General features: G+C 35.2%; 12 protein-coding genes and 1 tRNA gene. 9 read left to right on the top strand and 4 right to left on the bottom strand.

Going from position 1 to position 18,754, the window contains the following annotated elements; genetic code table 11:
* Positions 1-34: 34 nt before the first annotated feature.
* From mukE to GYM74_RS09945, 9 genes are all read left to right on the top strand, one after another.
* The gene (mukE, locus tag GYM74_RS09985) at positions 35-763 is read left to right on the top strand and encodes a chromosome partition protein MukE (RefSeq protein ID WP_366518671.1); all 729 of its coding nucleotides are present in this window, start codon (positions 35-37) and stop codon (positions 761-763) included.
* A 2-nt stretch (positions 764-765) separates the two neighbouring features.
* On the top strand, positions 766-5,184 hold the full coding sequence (gene mukB, locus GYM74_RS09980; protein WP_220218067.1) for a chromosome partition protein MukB: 4,419 nt from the start codon (positions 766-768) through the stop codon (positions 5,182-5,184).
* Positions 5,185-6,317: 1,133 nt separating this feature from the next.
* Positions 6,318-8,729 (top strand): type VI secretion system Vgr family protein, encoded by a 2,412-nt coding sequence (locus tag GYM74_RS09975; RefSeq protein WP_220218066.1) that lies wholly within the window; start codon positions 6,318-6,320, stop codon positions 8,727-8,729.
* Positions 8,729-9,610, top strand: a complete 882-nt coding sequence (locus GYM74_RS09970) for a hypothetical protein (protein WP_220218065.1) — start codon at positions 8,729-8,731, stop codon at positions 9,608-9,610. The genes GYM74_RS09975 and GYM74_RS09970 overlap by 1 nt, the downstream gene beginning before the upstream one ends.
* Positions 9,611-9,625: 15 nt before the next feature.
* Positions 9,626-13,312, top strand: a complete 3,687-nt coding sequence (locus GYM74_RS09965; RefSeq protein ID WP_220218064.1) for a toxin VasX — start codon at positions 9,626-9,628, stop codon at positions 13,310-13,312.
* Between the two features lie 25 nt (positions 13,313-13,337).
* The gene (locus GYM74_RS09960; protein WP_220218063.1) at positions 13,338-14,171 is read left to right on the top strand and encodes a DUF6708 domain-containing protein; all 834 of its coding nucleotides are present in this window, start codon (positions 13,338-13,340) and stop codon (positions 14,169-14,171) included.
* A complete protein-coding gene (locus GYM74_RS09955) occupies positions 14,171-14,992 on the top strand; it encodes a DUF6708 domain-containing protein (RefSeq protein ID WP_220218062.1) in 822 nt (273 codons plus the stop codon). Before GYM74_RS09960 ends, GYM74_RS09955 begins: the two co-directional genes overlap by 1 nt.
* A 23-nt stretch (positions 14,993-15,015) precedes the next feature.
* On the top strand, positions 15,016-15,288 hold the full coding sequence (locus tag GYM74_RS09950; protein WP_220218061.1) for a PAAR domain-containing protein: 273 nt from the start codon (positions 15,016-15,018) through the stop codon (positions 15,286-15,288).
* A complete protein-coding gene (locus GYM74_RS09945; protein ID WP_220218060.1) occupies positions 15,288-16,526 on the top strand; it encodes a hypothetical protein in 1,239 nt (412 codons plus the stop codon). The genes GYM74_RS09950 and GYM74_RS09945 overlap by 1 nt, the downstream gene beginning before the upstream one ends.
* Positions 16,527-16,822: 296 nt before the next feature.
* Here GYM74_RS09945 and GYM74_RS09940 read toward each other — a convergent pair whose 3' ends face one another.
* From GYM74_RS09940 to secG, 4 genes are all read right to left on the bottom strand, one after another.
* Positions 16,823-17,194 carry a hypothetical protein gene (locus GYM74_RS09940; protein ID WP_220218059.1) on the bottom strand — a complete coding sequence of 124 codons (372 nt, stop codon included), beginning with the start codon at positions 17,192-17,194 and terminating at the stop codon, positions 16,823-16,825.
* Positions 17,195-17,392: 198 nt separating this feature from the next.
* Positions 17,393-17,653 carry an EexN family lipoprotein gene (locus GYM74_RS09935; protein WP_220218058.1) on the bottom strand — a complete coding sequence of 87 codons (261 nt, stop codon included), beginning with the start codon at positions 17,651-17,653 and terminating at the stop codon, positions 17,393-17,395.
* 599 nt (positions 17,654-18,252) lie between these two features.
* Positions 18,253-18,337, bottom strand: a tRNA-Leu gene (locus tag GYM74_RS09930).
* 8 nt (positions 18,338-18,345) lie between these two features.
* Positions 18,346-18,720 carry a preprotein translocase subunit SecG gene (gene secG, locus GYM74_RS09925; protein WP_220218057.1) on the bottom strand — a complete coding sequence of 125 codons (375 nt, stop codon included), beginning with the start codon at positions 18,718-18,720 and terminating at the stop codon, positions 18,346-18,348.
* Between the last annotated feature and the right edge of the window lie 34 nt (positions 18,721-18,754).

Genomic DNA, 18,754 nt, shown 5'->3' with positions numbered 1-18,754 from the left:
AATAGAACAAACCGCTCATCATCTTGATGAAGTCATGGGGCGCATTGCGGCCAGCTCTCAAGCTGCTATCGATAAATATATGCCAGTTAAATTGGCGCAAGCAATTGCTAATCCTCTTTTTCCAGAGCTTGATAGCTTATTACGTTCCGGGCGCCATATTGGCATAGATGAGCTTGATAATCATGCATTTTTAATGGACTTTCAACTCGAGCTTGAACAATTTTATCAACGCTATAATGTTGAATTGATTCGTGCGCCGGAAGGTTTTTTCTATCTTCGCCCACGTTCAACAACCTTAATTCCACGTTCGGTTTTATCTGAACTCGATATGCTGGTTGGTAAAGTACTTTGCTATTTATATTTAAGTCCTGAACGGCTTGCACATGAAGGTATTTTTACCTTACAAGAACTGTTTGATGAGCTTGTTTCGTTAGCCGATGAAAGTAAATTACTTAAATTAGTTAATCAACGTTCAACCGGTTCGGATTTAGATCGACAAAAACTTTTCGATAAAGTTAAAACGGCGCTTAATCGTTTACGTCGATTAGGAATGATATTTTTTATTGTGGGCAATGACAGTAGCCGTTTTCGCATCAACGAATCGATTTTCCGTTTTGGTGCCGATGTGCGCAGTAGTGATGATGCACAAGAAGCGCAATTACGCTTGATCCGAGATGGCGAAGCAATCAAAATCGAATCATCGCTTATGCTCGATGATAATAATGAAGAACAAGAAGACGATGTTAATGAGGAGATTGAATAATTATGATTGGACACGGTAAGTTTCACTCATTAACCCTAATTAACTGGAATGGTTTTTTTGCCAGAACATTTGAGTTAGATCAGCTCGTTACCACACTATCGGGGGGGAATGGGGCAGGTAAATCAACCACTATGGCAGCTTTTGTCACAGCGCTCATTCCGGATTTAACGTTATTACACTTTCGCAACACCACCGAAGCTGGTGCGACATCCGGCTCACGAGATAAAGGTTTACATGGTAAATTAAAACCGGGTGTTTGTTATTCAATGCTGGATGTGATTAATTCACGTAACCAACGAATTATTTGCGGCGTCCGCTTACAGCAAGTTGCCGGTCGTGATAAAAAAGTGGATATTAAACCTTTTTTAATACAAGGTTTACCGGTAGGAATCAGCCCAACTGAACTGGTCACTGAGCGATTAAATGACAAACAGGCAAGAATTTTGTCGTTACCGGAATTAAAAGATAAAGTCGAATCAATGGAAGGCGTTATCTTTAAACAATTTAACTCAATCACTGATTATCATTCGGTGATGTTTGACTTTGGTGTACTGCCTAAGCGTTTACGTTCATCTTCTGATCGTAGCAAGTATTACCGATTGATTGAAGCATCGCTTTATGGTGGTATTTCTAGTGCCATTACCCGGTCTTTACGTGATTACTTACTACCGGAAAACAGTGGTGTTCGTAAAGCTTTTCAGGATATGGAAGCCGCTCTACGTGAAAACCGAATGACGCTAGAAGCTATTCGTGTTACACAATCTGACAGAGACTTATTTAAACATCTTATCACTGAATCAACCGATTATGTTGCGGCTGATTATATGCGCCATGCTAACGAACGTCGAGTGCATATCGAATCGGTACTGGGTTTGCGTCGTGATATGTTTAAAACACAAGATTTGCTTATTAGTAATCAGTTCCGACAAGTTGAAATGGCAAAAGAACTCAAAGAGTATCAAGATGCACAAAACGACTTAGAGACCGACTTACAAGCGGCGAATGATCACCTTAATTTAGCGCAAACAGCGCTGCGCCAACAAGAGAAGATCGACCGTTATCAAGCGGATTTAGACGATTTGAATGTTAAACTTGAAGAGCAAAATGAAGTTGTCATTGAAGCAAATGAACAATATCAAACCTATCGTGATCAGGCTGAACATACCGAACAAGAAGTTGATGAAATTAAAACTCAGTTAGCAGATTATCAGCAAGCGCTTGATGTACAGCAAACTCGAGCCATTCAATATCAACAAGCTTTACAAGCATTGAAAAACGCCCAGTCTTTATGTCAGTTGCCTAAATTAGGTATCAGTAATATCGAAAATCACTTTGCGATTTTTGAAGAGAAACAAAAACAGATTACTGAGCAAGTTTTAGAGTTGGAACAACGATTAAGCGTCTCTGATGCGGCGATTAATCAATTTGACCGTGCTTATCAATTAGTTGTTAAACTGGTCGGCGATGTGGCACGTAGTGAAGCATGGAGTGCGGCTAAAGAAGCATTAAGACAATGGCCTTCTCAGTGTTACCAAGCTCAGCAAGCTGAACAATTACAACTGCAACTTGATGAACTGGAACAACGCTTTTTTGAACAAAAAGAAGCCGAGTCACTGTTAAGCCAATTTTGTAAACGTATTGGACGTCAGGTTGAGTATGATGAGCTTGACGAGTTGAAACAAGAGCTTGAAATGCAACTTGATGAAAATGCAGCAATGGCAAATGAATCGAGTGAAAAACGCATTGAATTTAGACAAGAACTTGAACAAATCCAATCAAAGATTGCCGACTATCGCCAAAAAGCACCAATGTGGTTAAAAGCGCAAGATGCGCTGATTGCTTTGCAAGAACAAACCGGGCAAAGTTTTACACACAGCCAAGCTGTCACCCAACACATGCAACAACTGCTTGAACAAGAAAGAGCGTTAGTTGCAGAGCGAGATCAAATCAATTTCAAACGGACGCAATTAGATAGCCAAATTGAGCAACTAAATCAACCAAGTGGCGTTGATGATGGTCGTTTATCGGCATTAGCAGAACGATTTAATGGCGTATTACTTTCTGAAATTTATGAAGATGTTACCATTGATGACGCACCTTACTTTTCAGCGTTATATGGTCCGTCTCGACAAGCTATTGTGGTGCCGGATTTATCACAAGTTAAAGCACAACTTGAAAACTTAACCGCAAGTGAAGAAGACTATCCTGAAGATATCTATTTTATTGAAGGTGATCCGTCATCGTTCGATGATAGCGTATTTGATAGTGAAGAGATGAACAAAGCCGTATTGGTCAAAACGGGTGATCGCCAATGGCGTTTCTCAAGTTTTCCAAAAGTGCCATTATTTGGGCGTGCAGCTCGAGAAGTTCACCTTGAAAAACTATCCGCTGAACGAGACGAACTGTATGAACGTTATGCGACTATCTCATTTGATTTGCAAAAATTGCAACGAATTGAGCAAAACGTAGGTCAATTTATAGGACAATACCTATCAGTCGCCTTTGATATTGATCCGGAAGCTCAAGCACAAAAATTAGCGGCAAGACGTAATGATATTGAACGTCAATTATCATCACAAGAAACCATTGATAAACAAAATCAACAGCAAGTGGCTAATTGTAAAGAGCAACTGGCAACCGTCAATCGGTTAGTTGCTCATATGCATTTATTGGCTGATGATGACTTAGCTGACAGGGTTGATGATTTACGTGAACAAGCAACAGAAGCACAAGACGCTGCCCAATACGTTAGCCGTCATCAACATACAATTAATGAGCTTGAGCCAATTGTTGCAGTTTTACAAAGTGATCCGCAGCAAAATGATGCCTTACGTGAACAATACAACACTGTTAAAGCTGAGCAACAAACTCTTCGCCAACAAGTCTTTGCGTTAACCGAAGTGATGCAGCGCCGGGCGCATTTTAGTTACGAAGATTCAGCGGGAATGTTAAATGAAAACAGTGATTTGAATGAAAAATTGCGTGCTCGATTAGAAGTGGTTGAAGCGCAGCGAACAGAGTCTCGCCGCCAAATGATGCAATATCAAGATAAGTATAATCAATATAATCAAACGCTTGCTTCATTAAAAAGTGCTTTTGAAACCAAACGTGATATGCTCAATGAACTGCATAAAGAGATTGATCAAATTGGTGTTAAAGCTGATGCAATCACCGAAGAGCGTGCCAGAGTTCGTCGGGATGAAATTCATCAAAAACTGAATAACAACCGTCAACATTGTACCTCGCTTGAAAAACAATTGATCATGTGTGAAAGCGAAATGACACAAATGCAAAAACGCTTAACACAAACACTGCGTGATTATAAACAACTACGAGAACAAGTAGTTGAAGCTAAAGCAGGGTGGTGCTTAGTCTTGCGTCTGGTTAAAGAAAACAGTGTTGAACGCCGATTACACCGTCGGGAACTTGCTTATTTAAGCGCTGATGAACTGCGTTCCATGTCGGATAAGGCGTTAGGTTCACTACGTTTAGCTGTCAACGACAATGAGCACTTACGTGATGTATTAAGATTATCTGAAGATCCAAAACGACCGGAACGTAAAATTCAATTTTATATTGCCGTTTACAAGCATCTGCGTGAACGAATTCGCCAGGACATTGTGAAAACAGATGATCCAATTGAAGCTATTGAGCAAATGGAAATTGAATTATCACGCTTAACTGAAGAGTTAACTTCGCGTGAACAGCAATTAGCTATCAGCTCAAAAAGTGTGGCCAATATTATTCGTAAAACCATTCAGCGTGAACAAAACCGTATCCGTATGCTTAACCAAGGTTTACAAGCGGTCGCATTTGGACAGGTTAATGGCGTACGATTAAATGTCACCATTCGTGAAGCTCACTCCACACTGTTAGCGGCATTAGCCGATGACCAAAATGAGCATCAAGATCTGTTTAGTAACAATCGCATTACCTTCTCTGAAGCGTTAGCAAAACTTTATCAGCGTTTAAATCCGCATATTGATATGGGACAACGTACAGCGCAAAATATCGGTGAAGAGCTGCTTGATTACCGAAACTATCTCGAGCTCGATGTTGAAGTGAATCGAGGTGCCGATGGATGGTTACGGGCAGAAAGTGGTGCACTATCAACTGGTGAAGCAATCGGTACCGGTATGTCAATTCTCTTAATGGTTATTCAAAGTTGGGAAGAAGAATCTAAACGCTTGCGTAATAAAGATATCTCACCATGCCGTCTATTATTCTTAGACGAAGCAGCCCGACTTGATGCCAAATCAATTGCAACGCTCTTTGAACTTTGTGAAAGATTAGAGATGCAACTTATTATTGCAGCGCCGGAAAATATCAGCCCGGAAAAAGGCACAACCTATAAACTGGTACGTAAAGTCATGAATAACCAAGAACATGTGCATGTAGTTGGTCTAAAAGGCTTTGCTTAATTTAATTAAACTTATTGTTTATGGTATAAATTCGCCGACATTTGTCGGCGGATTATTAATATGTAGTTATTAGTTTTATAATTCATAAAAACAGCGTTGTAAATGTTATCTATCTTTGACAAGAACTTTCAGAAAATATAGGTGTTTAAGTAAAAAAAACTAGGTAATTAACTTCTATTATTATCAACCATTAATAAAGCATTCTTCCCAATATAAAATAATCCAAACCTGACAAGAAGTTTCAGAAAATATAGGTGTTTAAGTATAAAAACCAGGTATCTTACTTCTGTTATTATCAACCAATAATAATGCATTCTTCCCAATATAAAATAATCCAATCTTGACAAGAAGTTTCAGAAAATATAGGTGTTTAAGTAAAAAACTAGGTAATTAACTTCTGTTATTATCAGCCATTAATAATGCATTCTTCCCAATTTAAAATTATCTAATCTTGACAAGAAGTTTCAGAAAATATATATGTTTTAGTATAAAAACTAGGTAATTAACTTCTGTTATTATCAACCATTAATAATCATTCTTTCCAATATAAAATAATCCAATCTTGACAAGAACTTTCAGAAAATATAGGTGTTTAAGTATAAGTCCGGCATGTCCTAACCCATTGTCCGATTATTTTATAAAAGCATTTCTATAATGCTTTTCAACTATAAGTAAACTCTAAGTTACTTTAAACTGAAATTTAGACTAATCTTTACCAAATGATTCATATCAATTAATTAAGATAACTTTTTATTTAGAATTGAAAAGTAAATGAAAAGCATATAACTCTTATATACTATTTTTGTTATCATTCCGGGTTATCGAATCAACTATAAAATATTTGGGTGTTATAAAATTAACTAAACTTGAGTCAGCCATAAAATAAGGATATTCAAATCGTTAGTCTGTCGATTTTGCAATGTATTGCATTAAACTCTAATTAATTTAAAAACTTTATAACCAACTAACATTAATATCCCTTCTTTGTTTATTGCTAAACAAATTTGCGACTCATCTTTTTTTATTTTAAATAGCCATTGATTGACCATGTCTGAAAATCGTTAATCAATAATAAATACACAAGGAGTTTCACCATAATTTAAGGTGAAGAAAGTGAATTAAAGGATTAAATAATGGCAAAAGGAATAAATAAAATTATTGACCAAATCGGTCATAGCTTAATAAACCAATCAATCGCTTCTATTAGCCATAATAGGTATACATTAACTGTCGATGAGCTCAATTCTCCCATTTCTATTTTGAATGTTACCGGTGAAGAACAACTAAACCACCCATGGCGTTATACTATTACTTTTACCAGTGTCGATAAAACAATATCAGTTGATAGCTTTTTAAATAAAAAGGCATCGTTTTCGTTCAATCCGGTTATGAGCGAAGCGTTAAGTTTAAATGCCGCTTTACGAGCTTTAGGGGATTTTATAGATGATGACAATGGCCGTAAGATTTATGGGATCATCACTGAATTTAGTCAAATATCGGTCAATAAAGACGAAGCGCATTATCAAGTTGTATTATCTCCAAGAGTTGCCAGATTAAGGCTTAATCGAAATTGCGCAATATTTCAAAATCAAAATATTGTTAGCGTCGTTGAAGAGGTACTTAGAAGCCATGAATTTACTGGCATAGACTACCGGCTGGAGCTGAAGGAACAATATCCAACAAGAGAATTTATCACCCAATGGCAAGAAAGTGATCTTGAATTTATCCAAAGATTGATGGCTGATGTTGGAATATGGTTCCGTTTCGAAAGCCATGCTGAACATGATTGCGAGGTCATGGTCATTAGTGATTATGAACAAGGATTTGAACACGTTGCAGAGATTGATTACAAACTACCAAGCGGCACGCATGACGGCAAAACAGAAAGTGTCTGGGATCTTTCTATGCAAAGTCAGATGGTCGAGTCGTCGGTACAAGTGCAGGATTACAACTATCGAAAAGCACGAACCGATTTACTCACCTCAGAAAACTCACAACCTGACGACCATACAACTTATGGTACTAACTATCGTTATGGTGAAAATCATAAAAATTTAAATAGTACTAATTCGAGCAATCAAGATAATAATATTACCGCTGAAAGTGGCAGTTGGTATGCACGTATTCGCCACGAATGTGCAATAAGTAAGCAGATAGTTATTACCGGTAAAACTAATCGTTATAATTTAGAACCCGGTCAAGTGATTCGTATTACTGATAATCAGCTAACCAATATAGATGAAGGTATCATCGTTTTAAGTGTAACGGGTAAAGGGAATCGCACCGATGCTTATGAACTTAGTTTTACCGCCATTCCGTTTAATGTATTAAAACCGTATCGTCCAGTACCAATTGTATATCCAAAAATTGGTGGAACATTACCTGCACGAGTAACAAGCCCCGACAATGATATCTATGGCTATATCGATACTCAAGGACGCTACCGGGTAAAATTTAATTTTGATTTAAAAAACTGGAAAAAAGGCAATGAAAGTTTATGGGTTCGGCTTGCCAAACCTTATGCTGGGGACACATATGGTTTCCACTTTCCCTTAATAGATGGCACCGAAGTTGCTATTGCTTTTACAGACAGTAACCCTGATCGGCCATATATTGCTCATGCCATGCACGATAGTGCTCATCCTGATCATGTTTCTGCTTTTAACAAACATCGAAACGTGATTCGTACTCCTGCCAATAACAAATTACGGATGGATGACAAACGTGATCAAGAGCATATAAAACTTGCCACTGAATACGGTAAAACTCAGCTTAACATTGGGCATTTAGTAAATAAAAATAAAGAAAAACGAGGCGAAGGGGTAGAACTTCGCACCGATGACTGGGGGGCTATAAGAGCGGGTAAAGGCCTATATATCACCAGTGAAGAACAGACACAAGCTGGTGGTTTGCAGTTGCAAATGGACAATGCTGTAAAAGAGCTCGCGCAAGCCTGTGAAATGGTAAAAAGGCTCAATGAACTTGCTCAAGCAGCTAAAACTGAGCTTGCGGATCTACAAGTTCAAAAACAGCTATTTGAACAAAGTTTAAAACAATTAAAACAACCCGGTATTCTCACTTATGCACCTGCAGGCATGGCTGATGTGACACCAAACTCAATTCAACACACCGCAGGTGAGAATATCATCCAAACCGCACAAAATAATATTGATGTCAGCGCCTTTAAACGTTTTATCGTAACGGCTGGCAACACAATAAGTTTATTTGCTAATAAATTGGGCATAAAAATCACAGCCTCAAAAGGTAATGTCGATTTACAAGCGCAGAATAATGAAATGTTATTAAGCTCTAAGCAAGACATGAAAATCACTAGTACTGACAGTGAAGTAATCATATCAGCCAAGAAAAAGCTCACCTTAGAATGTAATGGGGCTGCTATTATCATTGAAGGTGGTGGAGTAAAGATACTCGCTCCGGGGGATGTAAAAGTAGAAGCGGCAAGTTTTGGCGTATTTAGCCCATCAACTTATGATGTACCAAAAGTTAAATTACCTGAAGGGAAAAATTGTTCGGAATCAGCATAATGGAAAAACAATTATTAAACTTATTAGATAACCCAGACGCACGGAAACAATATCGATATTTACTCATTGATAATTTAGTATCTCTTAGCTATTTTCATATATTATCGATTCAAAGTTTGCAAGAAAATTTAGGAAAGGAAGCTGTCGAAGTGGTGCCAAGAACTGATCTTGCGCACGACTTGGCTCATTGCCCTAAACTTGTTGTTATTGCGAAACCCAATGAACCTATAAACAAAAAATTATTGCACCATATTAGTAATGAAATGCTGGACGATGGATCGATTGAAAAACGCTATATTTCGGCGTGTATTGTCAGTAAAAATGATCCGAAAAAGTTAAGCGAACAATTGATTAATATAGGATTAAAGTTAGCGAAATTAATTCAAACCAATTTTGTACCATTTTATGAACCATTCAAGACATTTCTGATGCTAGAAGGTAACAAAATTTGTCCTGAGTGGTTATCAACTTTATTAGGTTGCTGTAGTACATATTGTTTTACCTCATTTACCAATCATTTATATGTAATCCAATCATTAACCTATACCCCGAAACCACAAGATATTTTTGTTACCGAAGAAGTTAAATTCTATTTGAAAGAATCAAGCAATTTATATCATTTAGCTATCGCATGGAAAAATTTATGTGAGAGAAAAAATAAAAATGTAACAGATGATGACATTATACAATTAGCTGAATTTTATAAGACAGCAAAAGTATCGGGACTTGAGGATACTTACGACAGATTTTCTTTAGCGTTAGCGTTGATAAGTTATCCAAACTTATCTAAGCAAACAAAACTAAAAGATGCAATCGAAAAAGCGAAAGAAGAGCCTGGCACTTTAGCGAATTATTTAAGTGAAATAGACATAGCAGAATAATGTAAGGAATACTTTATGGAAAAGTTCGATATTAATATTTTGGGAGAAGCCAAGAATGCTTCAGGTATGACAAAAAACGGGTGCGGAACTTGTCAACGTAACGGCATGCCATTTTTTTTAGTTCGCCAATCGGTAATTAACCCAAGGATTGATACAAGTAAAGACTGGTCAGAAGGTGTACCCCAATTAACGGGTAGGCAACCTTCTGCACAATTAAAACAACATAAGTATGCACTAAGAATGTTACGTAAAGGTTATGTTTATGTATTAATGGAAAAAGATGGTGAAAGAAAATTACTTGGCTATGAAGTGACTTCAAAAGGCGCATTACGACATCGCTCCATTTATTATATGAAAAAGCATGAAATTGAAGATCTTGCTGAACAGTGTACAGCAATAAACCACTATGTTCCGGCCATTTTTGCCAATGTTGATATTTTAAATTCTACGGTATGGATAGCCTATAGTCGCCGTGCATGGTCAAAGAATGTGGAAGATTATTATCGTTCACCCGAAGCTAACTTAAAACGTTTTACCAAAGTCACTGTAAATGACAATACTCGTAAAGATCCAACTTTATTAACCGAAGGGCGGAGTTTTGCTTTCAGCGATTTATTAAACAATAATTCTGCCCCTTATTTGCCTGAATTTATATTCCAAAAAAAGGATTTTGATGTCAGATTTCCGAGCGCTCACGAATTTTATGACTATTCGCATAAAGATGATTTAGCAGCAATAAAACAGGTGTCGGAAACAATGGAAGAAAAATATCAATGTAAAATTGGTTGTATTGTTTTAGAAGACACTTTTGGCATAGCCGAAGAGCTTAATGCTCAACGCTTAAGAAATTTTGATCCAATCAATAATGCATTTTTAGAGCACGAACGAGCAATAGAAAAAGAATTAACCGATGCTTTCAATGAAAAAATAGCTGATTTTACTCCTTCAGACGAGTGGTTAACCTCGCCTGATAAAACTCAAGACTTATTTCCTTATGCTAAAGGTTATTTCGAAAGCATATTTACTCATAACATTGATAACGATCAAAGTGACACATCACAAGCGCAAACAACATCAGTTCCACTTAAACCTAATGAACATGAGCAAAAATATATTCATGAATACTTTTCCAGAGAGCGTGCTTACAAACGTAGGATTGTCTCTTGTATAGAGAGTTACAAAAAGGGATTAAAAAATCATTTTGCTAATAAAATAAATAAAGAAAATGAATTAACCGGTGCATATGATGAATCGCAATGTGAAGATTTATTTCAACCAATAATAGCCGCAACTCCTGAATCAGCTCTCGCATGGGAATCATACTTTAATAGGCTTCGACAGTTGAAATCACAAGGTTGGAAAGAAATTGCCTTATCCGATGAAGAAAAAACATCATTATTAAAGCAGAAAAATCATTACACTATTAAATATGATGATGTTCACCGATTTTTGTTGTCTAAAGAAGGCATAATACAATCAAACTTCGACAAAGAATGGGCTAAACTTGAAGCGCGATTAGACTTAAAAAAACTAGAGCAATTTTGTAAGGATGATAATCAAAAATTTAAAGAAATCATCGAAGATATCCGCAAAATATCTATCGATTATTTAATATATGTGACATGGCTTTTTGGTTCCAAAGATAAAACTTCTCAATATGCACCTTCTGAACTGACTGACTACAACCAAGTTGAGTTTTGGAAACATGAACAAGAAAACGACTATTCTAAAGATCACCTCGGCTATATGGAAGATATTATCACCATGCTTCAAGGAAATATTTCCATGGCAAATTTACCGGAACAGTTTGGTTTATGGGACAGCTTATTTAGGGATGAGAACTCGATCTACTTTTATGTGTTAAAAGGTCAGGATAATAATCTTTATGAATTGCTGCTAAAACAACGAATCGATGAAATGCAGCAAAATCAAAATTCTGCAAATAAAAATAGTAACGTAAGTAGTTTATATGATGTAGTTAGCACTATAAATGATGTTATGGATCTTCCGATTGATGCTAAAAATACAACCCTTTTTGTTGAGAGAATGGAAGAATTGTTTGATTGGAAAACAGCCGCTTTTGCTAATCGAGTTCAAAACGCTAAGCTAATTAATCAAGTATTAATGAAAGAGCAAAGCTTAGAACAACTTAAAATTTATTCCGGTGTGGAGCATAGGGTGATGAAAGTGCCGGTAAGAATTAAAAATTTGCCCAAAGTTTATGAATTTTTAATGGATAATTCGGATGTATCATCTGTCAGTATCGAAAAAAATTCCAAACTGTATGAACTATCAAGAGTATCTGATACTGATAAGCGCTGGCAATTCGAAAGCGAAATGACTAAATCACAGCTTGAAAAAACTGTAAATATGGAATTTATGATTGTGGCAGATGATATTGCTTCAATGGATGAAATGATTAATACTTTAAAAAAGGGGGGGAACTTGAAAGAAACAACACTTGCTAAAATCAAAAAAGTGTTAGGGGCTGAAATCAAGCACGCTCACCAATTTAGCGGAGAATTAACGATAGCTGATCTTGAAGCAGCGATTTCTCAACACCGAAAAAGAATTCGTTTTGATTCTACTAAAAATGTAGCTATTAATGCGTTAATGATTTTTCTGCAAGGCTATTTAGTCGGTGAAAATATGCAAATGCTAAACGAACAAGGGAATGATTTGCGGCAAGAAGTAAAAGAACAAATTCAAGCTGATATCGCCAAATCCTGTGTAATTTTATCATTAATATCAGCTGAAGTTGTAGCTTATACAATTAAATTAGTCGGTACTCTACCAAAAATAAATATTTTTAATACAATGATACCAAACTGTGACAAATTTTTAACAATAACGGGAAGAGCCTTAGCAATTATCACGATATTTGAGGGTGTGGCAAGTATTTATAAAGGATATTGTTACGGGAAAAATGGGGACAGTTCAGATGCAGCTTATTTGGTCTTTGGTGGTTTTCTGACAATGGGTTCCGGATATTTATCTTATATTGGTGCTAGTGGATCTCTTATACTGCCGTTTGCGTGTCTTGCTATCGTGATTGCCGTTATTGGTGCTATTTTAATTTATATTGGTTCTGAAGCAGATCGTTGGTCACCTATGGAAATTTGGTTTAACCGTTGCTACTTTGGTCAACAAAAACATCAAGAAAAAGGAGTACCTTATCCTCTTACAGCTGTTGGTACTAGTATGGTGTTAAATGACTATTTTGCCTATCTTTCAGGAGTTTATTTAGCTTTAAATTATAACTCAAATGATATAGGGCTATTTATTGAAGATATACGATCTGATTCTGATGAAAACTCTATTTTATTATATACTGGTGGGCTGCATGTACATCTCAAACTGCCCAATTTTGATGCGCAAAGTCGTTACACTTGTCTGGTCTCTGTAACTGACAATAGTGGCCAATCAGGTAGAGTCAAAATCCAGCAAGGTAAAGACAATCAATATTTGCAAGTTGAGATAGAATCTAATCAATGTGATCATAACCAAGTACGCTGGGTGGAATCGAAAGCTTATCCAATTATCTCAGACCCCATTAACAAGCAAACTGATTTATCAACCTTGGTAGTAGATCAAAAAGTTGCTGAATTACAGTCTAAAGCAAGAAAGGTCATAGGAATATTACATTATTGGCAAGGAAAAGACGCAAAATCACCATTACGTATTGAACATATTATTGATTAAAAGAATTAAAAAAGGAGAAATAGAAATGCACTCAAAATATCAACCTCAATTATCATGCTGGCGCGAAGATTTGCGTAAAGGTGTCTATACAACTAAATTGGCTTTAACAAGTAACAAAAAATTGCGTTATGCTAACGATGATTATTGTGAATTTTCAAGACAAACAGTTGGAATGAGAACAATAACCCGATCAAGTATTATTTTTTTTTCCGTTGTATTGTTAGGTATAGGGATTGGTATATTAGGAATGCTAATATACTTTTTGTTATTCATTGATGAAAATAAAGTATTATTTACATTTTTTATCTTCATATTAATAATATGCCTTCAGGCTTTTTCTCAAATCTTGTTGAATTTTGTATTTTCTCCTTTTGATTGCCCTATTCGCTTCAATCGTAAAACCGGTAAAGTTTATATTTATGATCATTTCATCTTATATCTTGGTTCATGGTCAACCTTTATACGTTCACCTTTTAGAGCTAAAGAAATAACCGTTAAAGAGTTTAATTGGAAAGATATTCAAGGCGTAATGACCTCTGTTTCTGCACCGATTGCCAGTGGAGGTATGGTTAGAAATTACCGTATAGAGTGCGTAGTATGCGAACCTAATACTACTTATGTTATCGACCATTTTTTATTGGATACAGGTAGCGCTTTGAATTACGACGTATGGATGTGGATAAATAGTTATATGGCATTTTCAGATAATAATTTGGATGCGGAATTTATGCCAGAGGAAGAATTTTCATGGCCAATAAAAATTAACTGGCCAGAAGAAATAGATAAAAAATCTAAAGCCAGCTCACTTGAAGAATATCAACGAATTGATGATGAATATAAAAAAATTAAGGAAGATTAATGCCGTCAAAGTACCAACCACAATTATCATGCTGGCGTGAGGATTTGTATAAAGGGATTTATACAACACAATTGCATTTAGGTAATAATGAAAGATTACGTTATGCAAATGATGATTATTGTGAATTCTCTAGGCGATTAACTGGAATGAACCCTTTACTTCGTCTACTTATGATAACTATTGCTTCCGGAATAATTTTAATATCGACTTTTGGATTATACATGGTAATACGTGATATTGTTGTCGGTGAAGAATATAGTCTCATGTTTTTACCATGTGGTTTTGTTGCAATATTTATTATTCATTTTTTTCTTTCAATGTCTTTAAATATTTTTTTCGCTCCTACAGATTTCCCAATTCGTTTAAATCGTAAGACGGGTAAGGTTTATATTTATGATCATTTCTTATTATATTTTGGTTCATGGTCTACCTTTCTTCGTTCACCTTTTAGAGCCAAAGAGATAACTATTAAAGAGTTTGATTGGATAGATATTCAAGGTGTAATGACTTCAGTATCTATGTCTTTAGCCAGTGGTGGTATGGTTAGAACTTATCGTATCGAATGTGTGGTATGTGAACCAAATAGTAACCATATAGTCGATCATTTTATTTTGTCTACTCATAACAGTTTATATTATGACGAATGGATGTGGATAAATAGTTATATGGCATTTTCAGATAATAATTTGGATGCGGAATTCATGCCAGAGGAAGAATTTTCATGGCCAATAAAAGTTAATTGGCCAGAAGAAATAGATAAGAAATCTAAAGCCAGTTCACTTGAAGATTATAACCGGATCAATGGTGAGTATAAAAATTAAGTATTAATAAGCAGGAAATAAAAATGATAAGTTTAAAAGGAATTATTCGATTAGGGGATTCGACAGATCACGGTGGTACAGTAATTACAGCTTCATCCACAATGACAGTTTTAGGTAAACCTGTTGCACGGGTGGGTGATTTAGTTTCTTGCCCTATTAAAGGTCATGGCGTTAATCCTATTATTGAAGGTCAGACAGCTTTTACTGACCAAGGTAAACAAGTTGCATTAGATGGACATAAAAGTGCATGTGGTTGTTCCTTAATTTCTTCATTATCAGAAGTAGGAATAGGATAATGTCTATAGATTTATCATCATTTACAAAGTCGGCGCCCAAAGTTAAAAAATTGAATTTGTGGTTGTGGGGACTATTGCTAATTATATTTATTTTGTTGGGATTTATTATAACCGGTACGCTAAGTTTTTTTCATAGTATGCCAAATGAGCTTTTTTTATCAGGTGTAGTTGGTTTTCCTGTTCTTATTTGGAGTGTGCTATTTGTATGTTGTTTTTTTGTCTATAAATATCGCAAGACTTATCATCAAGAATTGAATTTATTTCAACAACAGCGTAGGCAGGAACTGATAGATAAAGGCCAACAAGGGCTATATGTTTTGGGGTATTCTCTTACAACGGAAAGAGGAAGGCAGGGGAATGCGGCTGCTTTAATCAATAACAGTTTTTTAATAACTTCAAAGCCATATCCTACTTGCGCAGCTGTTATTCCTCATACTTCTTTATTTTTCAATAGCGAAATTGATATCAATGATATTAATGGATATTTAGCTTCTCTATTTAATCAATGGAAAAAAGATATCAAAAATCAATTTTCTAACCTATTATCACATAAAAATATTCACGTTCGTTTGTTTATTGAATTAGGTAAAAGTGTAGAAGTAGATAGATTAAAGACTTTATGGGCTGAAACAATCGGAACGGTTATTCTTTATCCGGCTAGCATTATATTTGATGAGCCAGGTAATTCGAATACATTTATAGAATCATGGTTAGATAATGAGGAATATAGTAACGATTTACTCTTAATACTAACCCTACACTTGTTCGATATTCCTACAAAAAATGAAGGTGAATTTGCTGCATGGTTTTTTTTAGCGGGTGAAAAAGTGAACCCTAAATTGTTATTGCACCGAGAACCAACATTAGTCAAAGTGCATCGTAGTGAACAAACTTCATCTTTAAATCAAACTATCAACAATGCGCTATTATGGGGTAGTACTGACAATACAAGTTATGATACCGTGTGGTATAACGGTGTATCTTCTGAGTTGAAAAATAATATTGTTAATCATTTTAATCAAATTGAATTTAAGCCAAAGAATCTTATGAATATTGAAGGTGCTTTTGGGTATGCGGGGCTTTGTTCCTATTGGTTAGGTTTGTCTTTAGCAATTGAAAATGCATTTTTGTCTAAAAATAACCAATTGATAGTAATAGGAAAACCAGAAGTTACCGCTTCTGCTGTTTCTTGTTTACAACAAAGTAATAGAAACAGTAACAATAATAGAAATGTTTAACATTTTTCAGATAGGTAAATTTGAAAGTTAACTAAAATGTAAACCCAAGTGGGTATAATTTTTTTTTACAAGCCTTTTGCTTGTGCTCTATCTATTCTAATTGTGTGATAGATAGCGCCTAAATAATTATTTAATGTTTGAATAGAATGCCCTATTGCTAGGGCATTAAAATTGCTTTAATAGATTTGTTAGATCTTTATGCTTGTTAACCTCATAACTGAAGCTTGTAGTTTTGTGATAATTTGATGAGTTTCGCTTTTCGTTTATTGTAAATCCAACTCATATCAATTAAAGTGTTATTTTTTGTAGGGCTTAAATTTCAATTTTCCCTCATGACTACTAGCGCCTGCGTTAATTATTCCATAATAGTTTTTATCCGTTGCCGATAAATCAATTTTTAAAAAAGCAGTTCCATAATCCTCGCAATGGAATCTTTGCTGCTCATCAATATAATCCCAAAATGTTGGGCACTCATCTTGACTGTTAAGCCATTCGCGATACTTATCAAGAAAAAGCGTTGCCGATAAAAACGCTTTATTATTTGTCTTTTTTTTCATTGAAGGGATTGGATGTGATAAAAATTCAGCCCCTAAATCAGAATAATCTAACAATTTAACAGGGCTAGGGTAATATAACTCTGAATTCTTACAATCTGATTCAATATTCAAAATAGAGTTATCTTTTATTGCTGCCACGCATGGCGATATATATTCACTGAAGTTTTCTTGTTAGGTATAATTCAATATATCCATTCTTGTCACTATTAAATCGCATTATTGATATAAATCTAGTGCTTTAAGTGAATTATCATACTTTTCGTGATCTAACCAATAAAATGTTTCCTTCGAATTTTTTATATTTAATTTTTATTTTTCTGAATCATATTCATTTAACCATTCTTTCCATTCTTCATAAGTATCTGGAAAAATTTTTATTTCAGAGCTAAAAAAAGCCTTTGAAAGATTTTTACAATTTCTAGAACGAAATATTCCTTGTTCATCTAAACATTTTTTTAAATATTTACTTCTCAATTGACGGTCATTTATGAATTCTTCAACTGAATATATTTTTTCACCACACCCAATAAGAAAAATACTCATTACTAAAAATAAATTAAATTTTTTCATGTATTAATATCTCTATTCAGGTTCTCAATCATCGCCAATCTGACAAACTCAGAACTGTTTTTATTGGCTGGATGACTTCTATTATGTTTAATATTACAGTCTATTTCATCATCTATTGATTGTTTAATCAATACAATTAACCTATACCTTGAAAATAACGATTAATCTTTTGATTTTTTGCTTCATTCTTTCCTAATGTATTTCTAAATTCTCAAGCTATATAGTACCATTGCTTTTTTATGTACTGACAAAATTATAATCCTAATCAGTCAGATGTAGTTACATTAATAAAAAAGTATTTTTTGTAAAAAGACGCTCTCTCATTAGAGGAGGGGATACTTTTGATTATTGAAAATGTAAATCAAATAGGATGTGCGTAGTGGTGTTAACAGTTCACTAGCTTAATTTTGCGCATTTGCAATAGTGGTAGTCCTAGTTAGGTATAGAGAATATAGATATATTCGAAGCATATAGCAAAAACATGCGGTTATAAATATGCTTATTGGATATTTTGAAAATAACAAATCAGGCTTTGCGCCTTAGCTTTTTTAATTTGATATGATTTTAAGGAATTGAAAGAATATTTCTGAATATTGATTTGGTGCCGTGGGCGGGACTTGAACCCGCACGCCGTGAAGCACTACCCCCTCAAGATAGCGTGTCTACCAATTTCACCACCACGGCGCCGTTATTTATTCAGGAATATCCGATGTAGGATTTACCGATTCCGGTTGTATAACAGGATCTGTTGTCGGTGCGGTTTCACCTGTGTTTTGTTGAGTCGTTGCAGGCGGTATATCATCGAAATTTGTAAATTCATCGCTAGAATTTATAGCACTACGACTACCAAGATTCGATAAAACGATACTTAGTATAAAAAACAAAACCCCAAGTATGGTTGTAGAACGTGTTAAAAAGTTCCCACTACCTGATGAGCCAAACAACGTCGCAGATGCTCCAGCACCAAAAGATGAACCCATGTCGGCACCTTTACCGCGCTGTATTAGCACTAAAACGATTATCACAACAGCGATAAGTAAATAACCTAGAATTAAAAGTTTATACATTTCAACCTGTCAATTTTATAAGTTATACAACAGA

The organism is Gilliamella sp. ESL0405, assembly GCF_019469205.1.
Classification (GTDB): Bacteria; Pseudomonadota; Gammaproteobacteria; order Enterobacterales; family Orbaceae; genus Gilliamella.
This window is presented reverse-complemented; position numbering and strand designations above follow the sequence as displayed.

What these genes read in the sequence shown, in the direction of transcription:
- mukE (WP_366518671.1), top strand. Translation starts at nt 35, where the DNA reads ATGGGGCGCATTGCGGCCAGCTCTCAAGCTGCTATCGATAAATATATG.
- mukB (WP_220218067.1), top strand. Translation starts at nt 766, where the DNA reads ATGATTGGACACGGTAAGTTTCACTCATTAACCCTAATTAACTGGAAT.
- GYM74_RS09975 (WP_220218066.1), top strand. Translation starts at nt 6,318, where the DNA reads ATGGCAAAAGGAATAAATAAAATTATTGACCAAATCGGTCATAGCTTA.
- GYM74_RS09970 (WP_220218065.1), top strand. Translation starts at nt 8,729, where the DNA reads ATGGAAAAACAATTATTAAACTTATTAGATAACCCAGACGCACGGAAA.
- GYM74_RS09965 (WP_220218064.1), top strand. Translation starts at nt 9,626, where the DNA reads ATGGAAAAGTTCGATATTAATATTTTGGGAGAAGCCAAGAATGCTTCA.
- GYM74_RS09960 (WP_220218063.1), top strand. Translation starts at nt 13,338, where the DNA reads ATGCACTCAAAATATCAACCTCAATTATCATGCTGGCGCGAAGATTTG.
- GYM74_RS09955 (WP_220218062.1), top strand. Translation starts at nt 14,171, where the DNA reads ATGCCGTCAAAGTACCAACCACAATTATCATGCTGGCGTGAGGATTTG.
- GYM74_RS09950 (WP_220218061.1), top strand. Translation starts at nt 15,016, where the DNA reads ATGATAAGTTTAAAAGGAATTATTCGATTAGGGGATTCGACAGATCAC.
- GYM74_RS09945 (WP_220218060.1), top strand. Translation starts at nt 15,288, where the DNA reads ATGTCTATAGATTTATCATCATTTACAAAGTCGGCGCCCAAAGTTAAA.
- GYM74_RS09935 (WP_220218058.1), bottom strand. Translation starts at nt 17,653, where the DNA reads ATGAAAAAATTTAATTTATTTTTAGTAATGAGTATTTTTCTTATTGGG.
- secG (WP_220218057.1), bottom strand. Translation starts at nt 18,720, where the DNA reads ATGTATAAACTTTTAATTCTAGGTTATTTACTTATCGCTGTTGTGATA.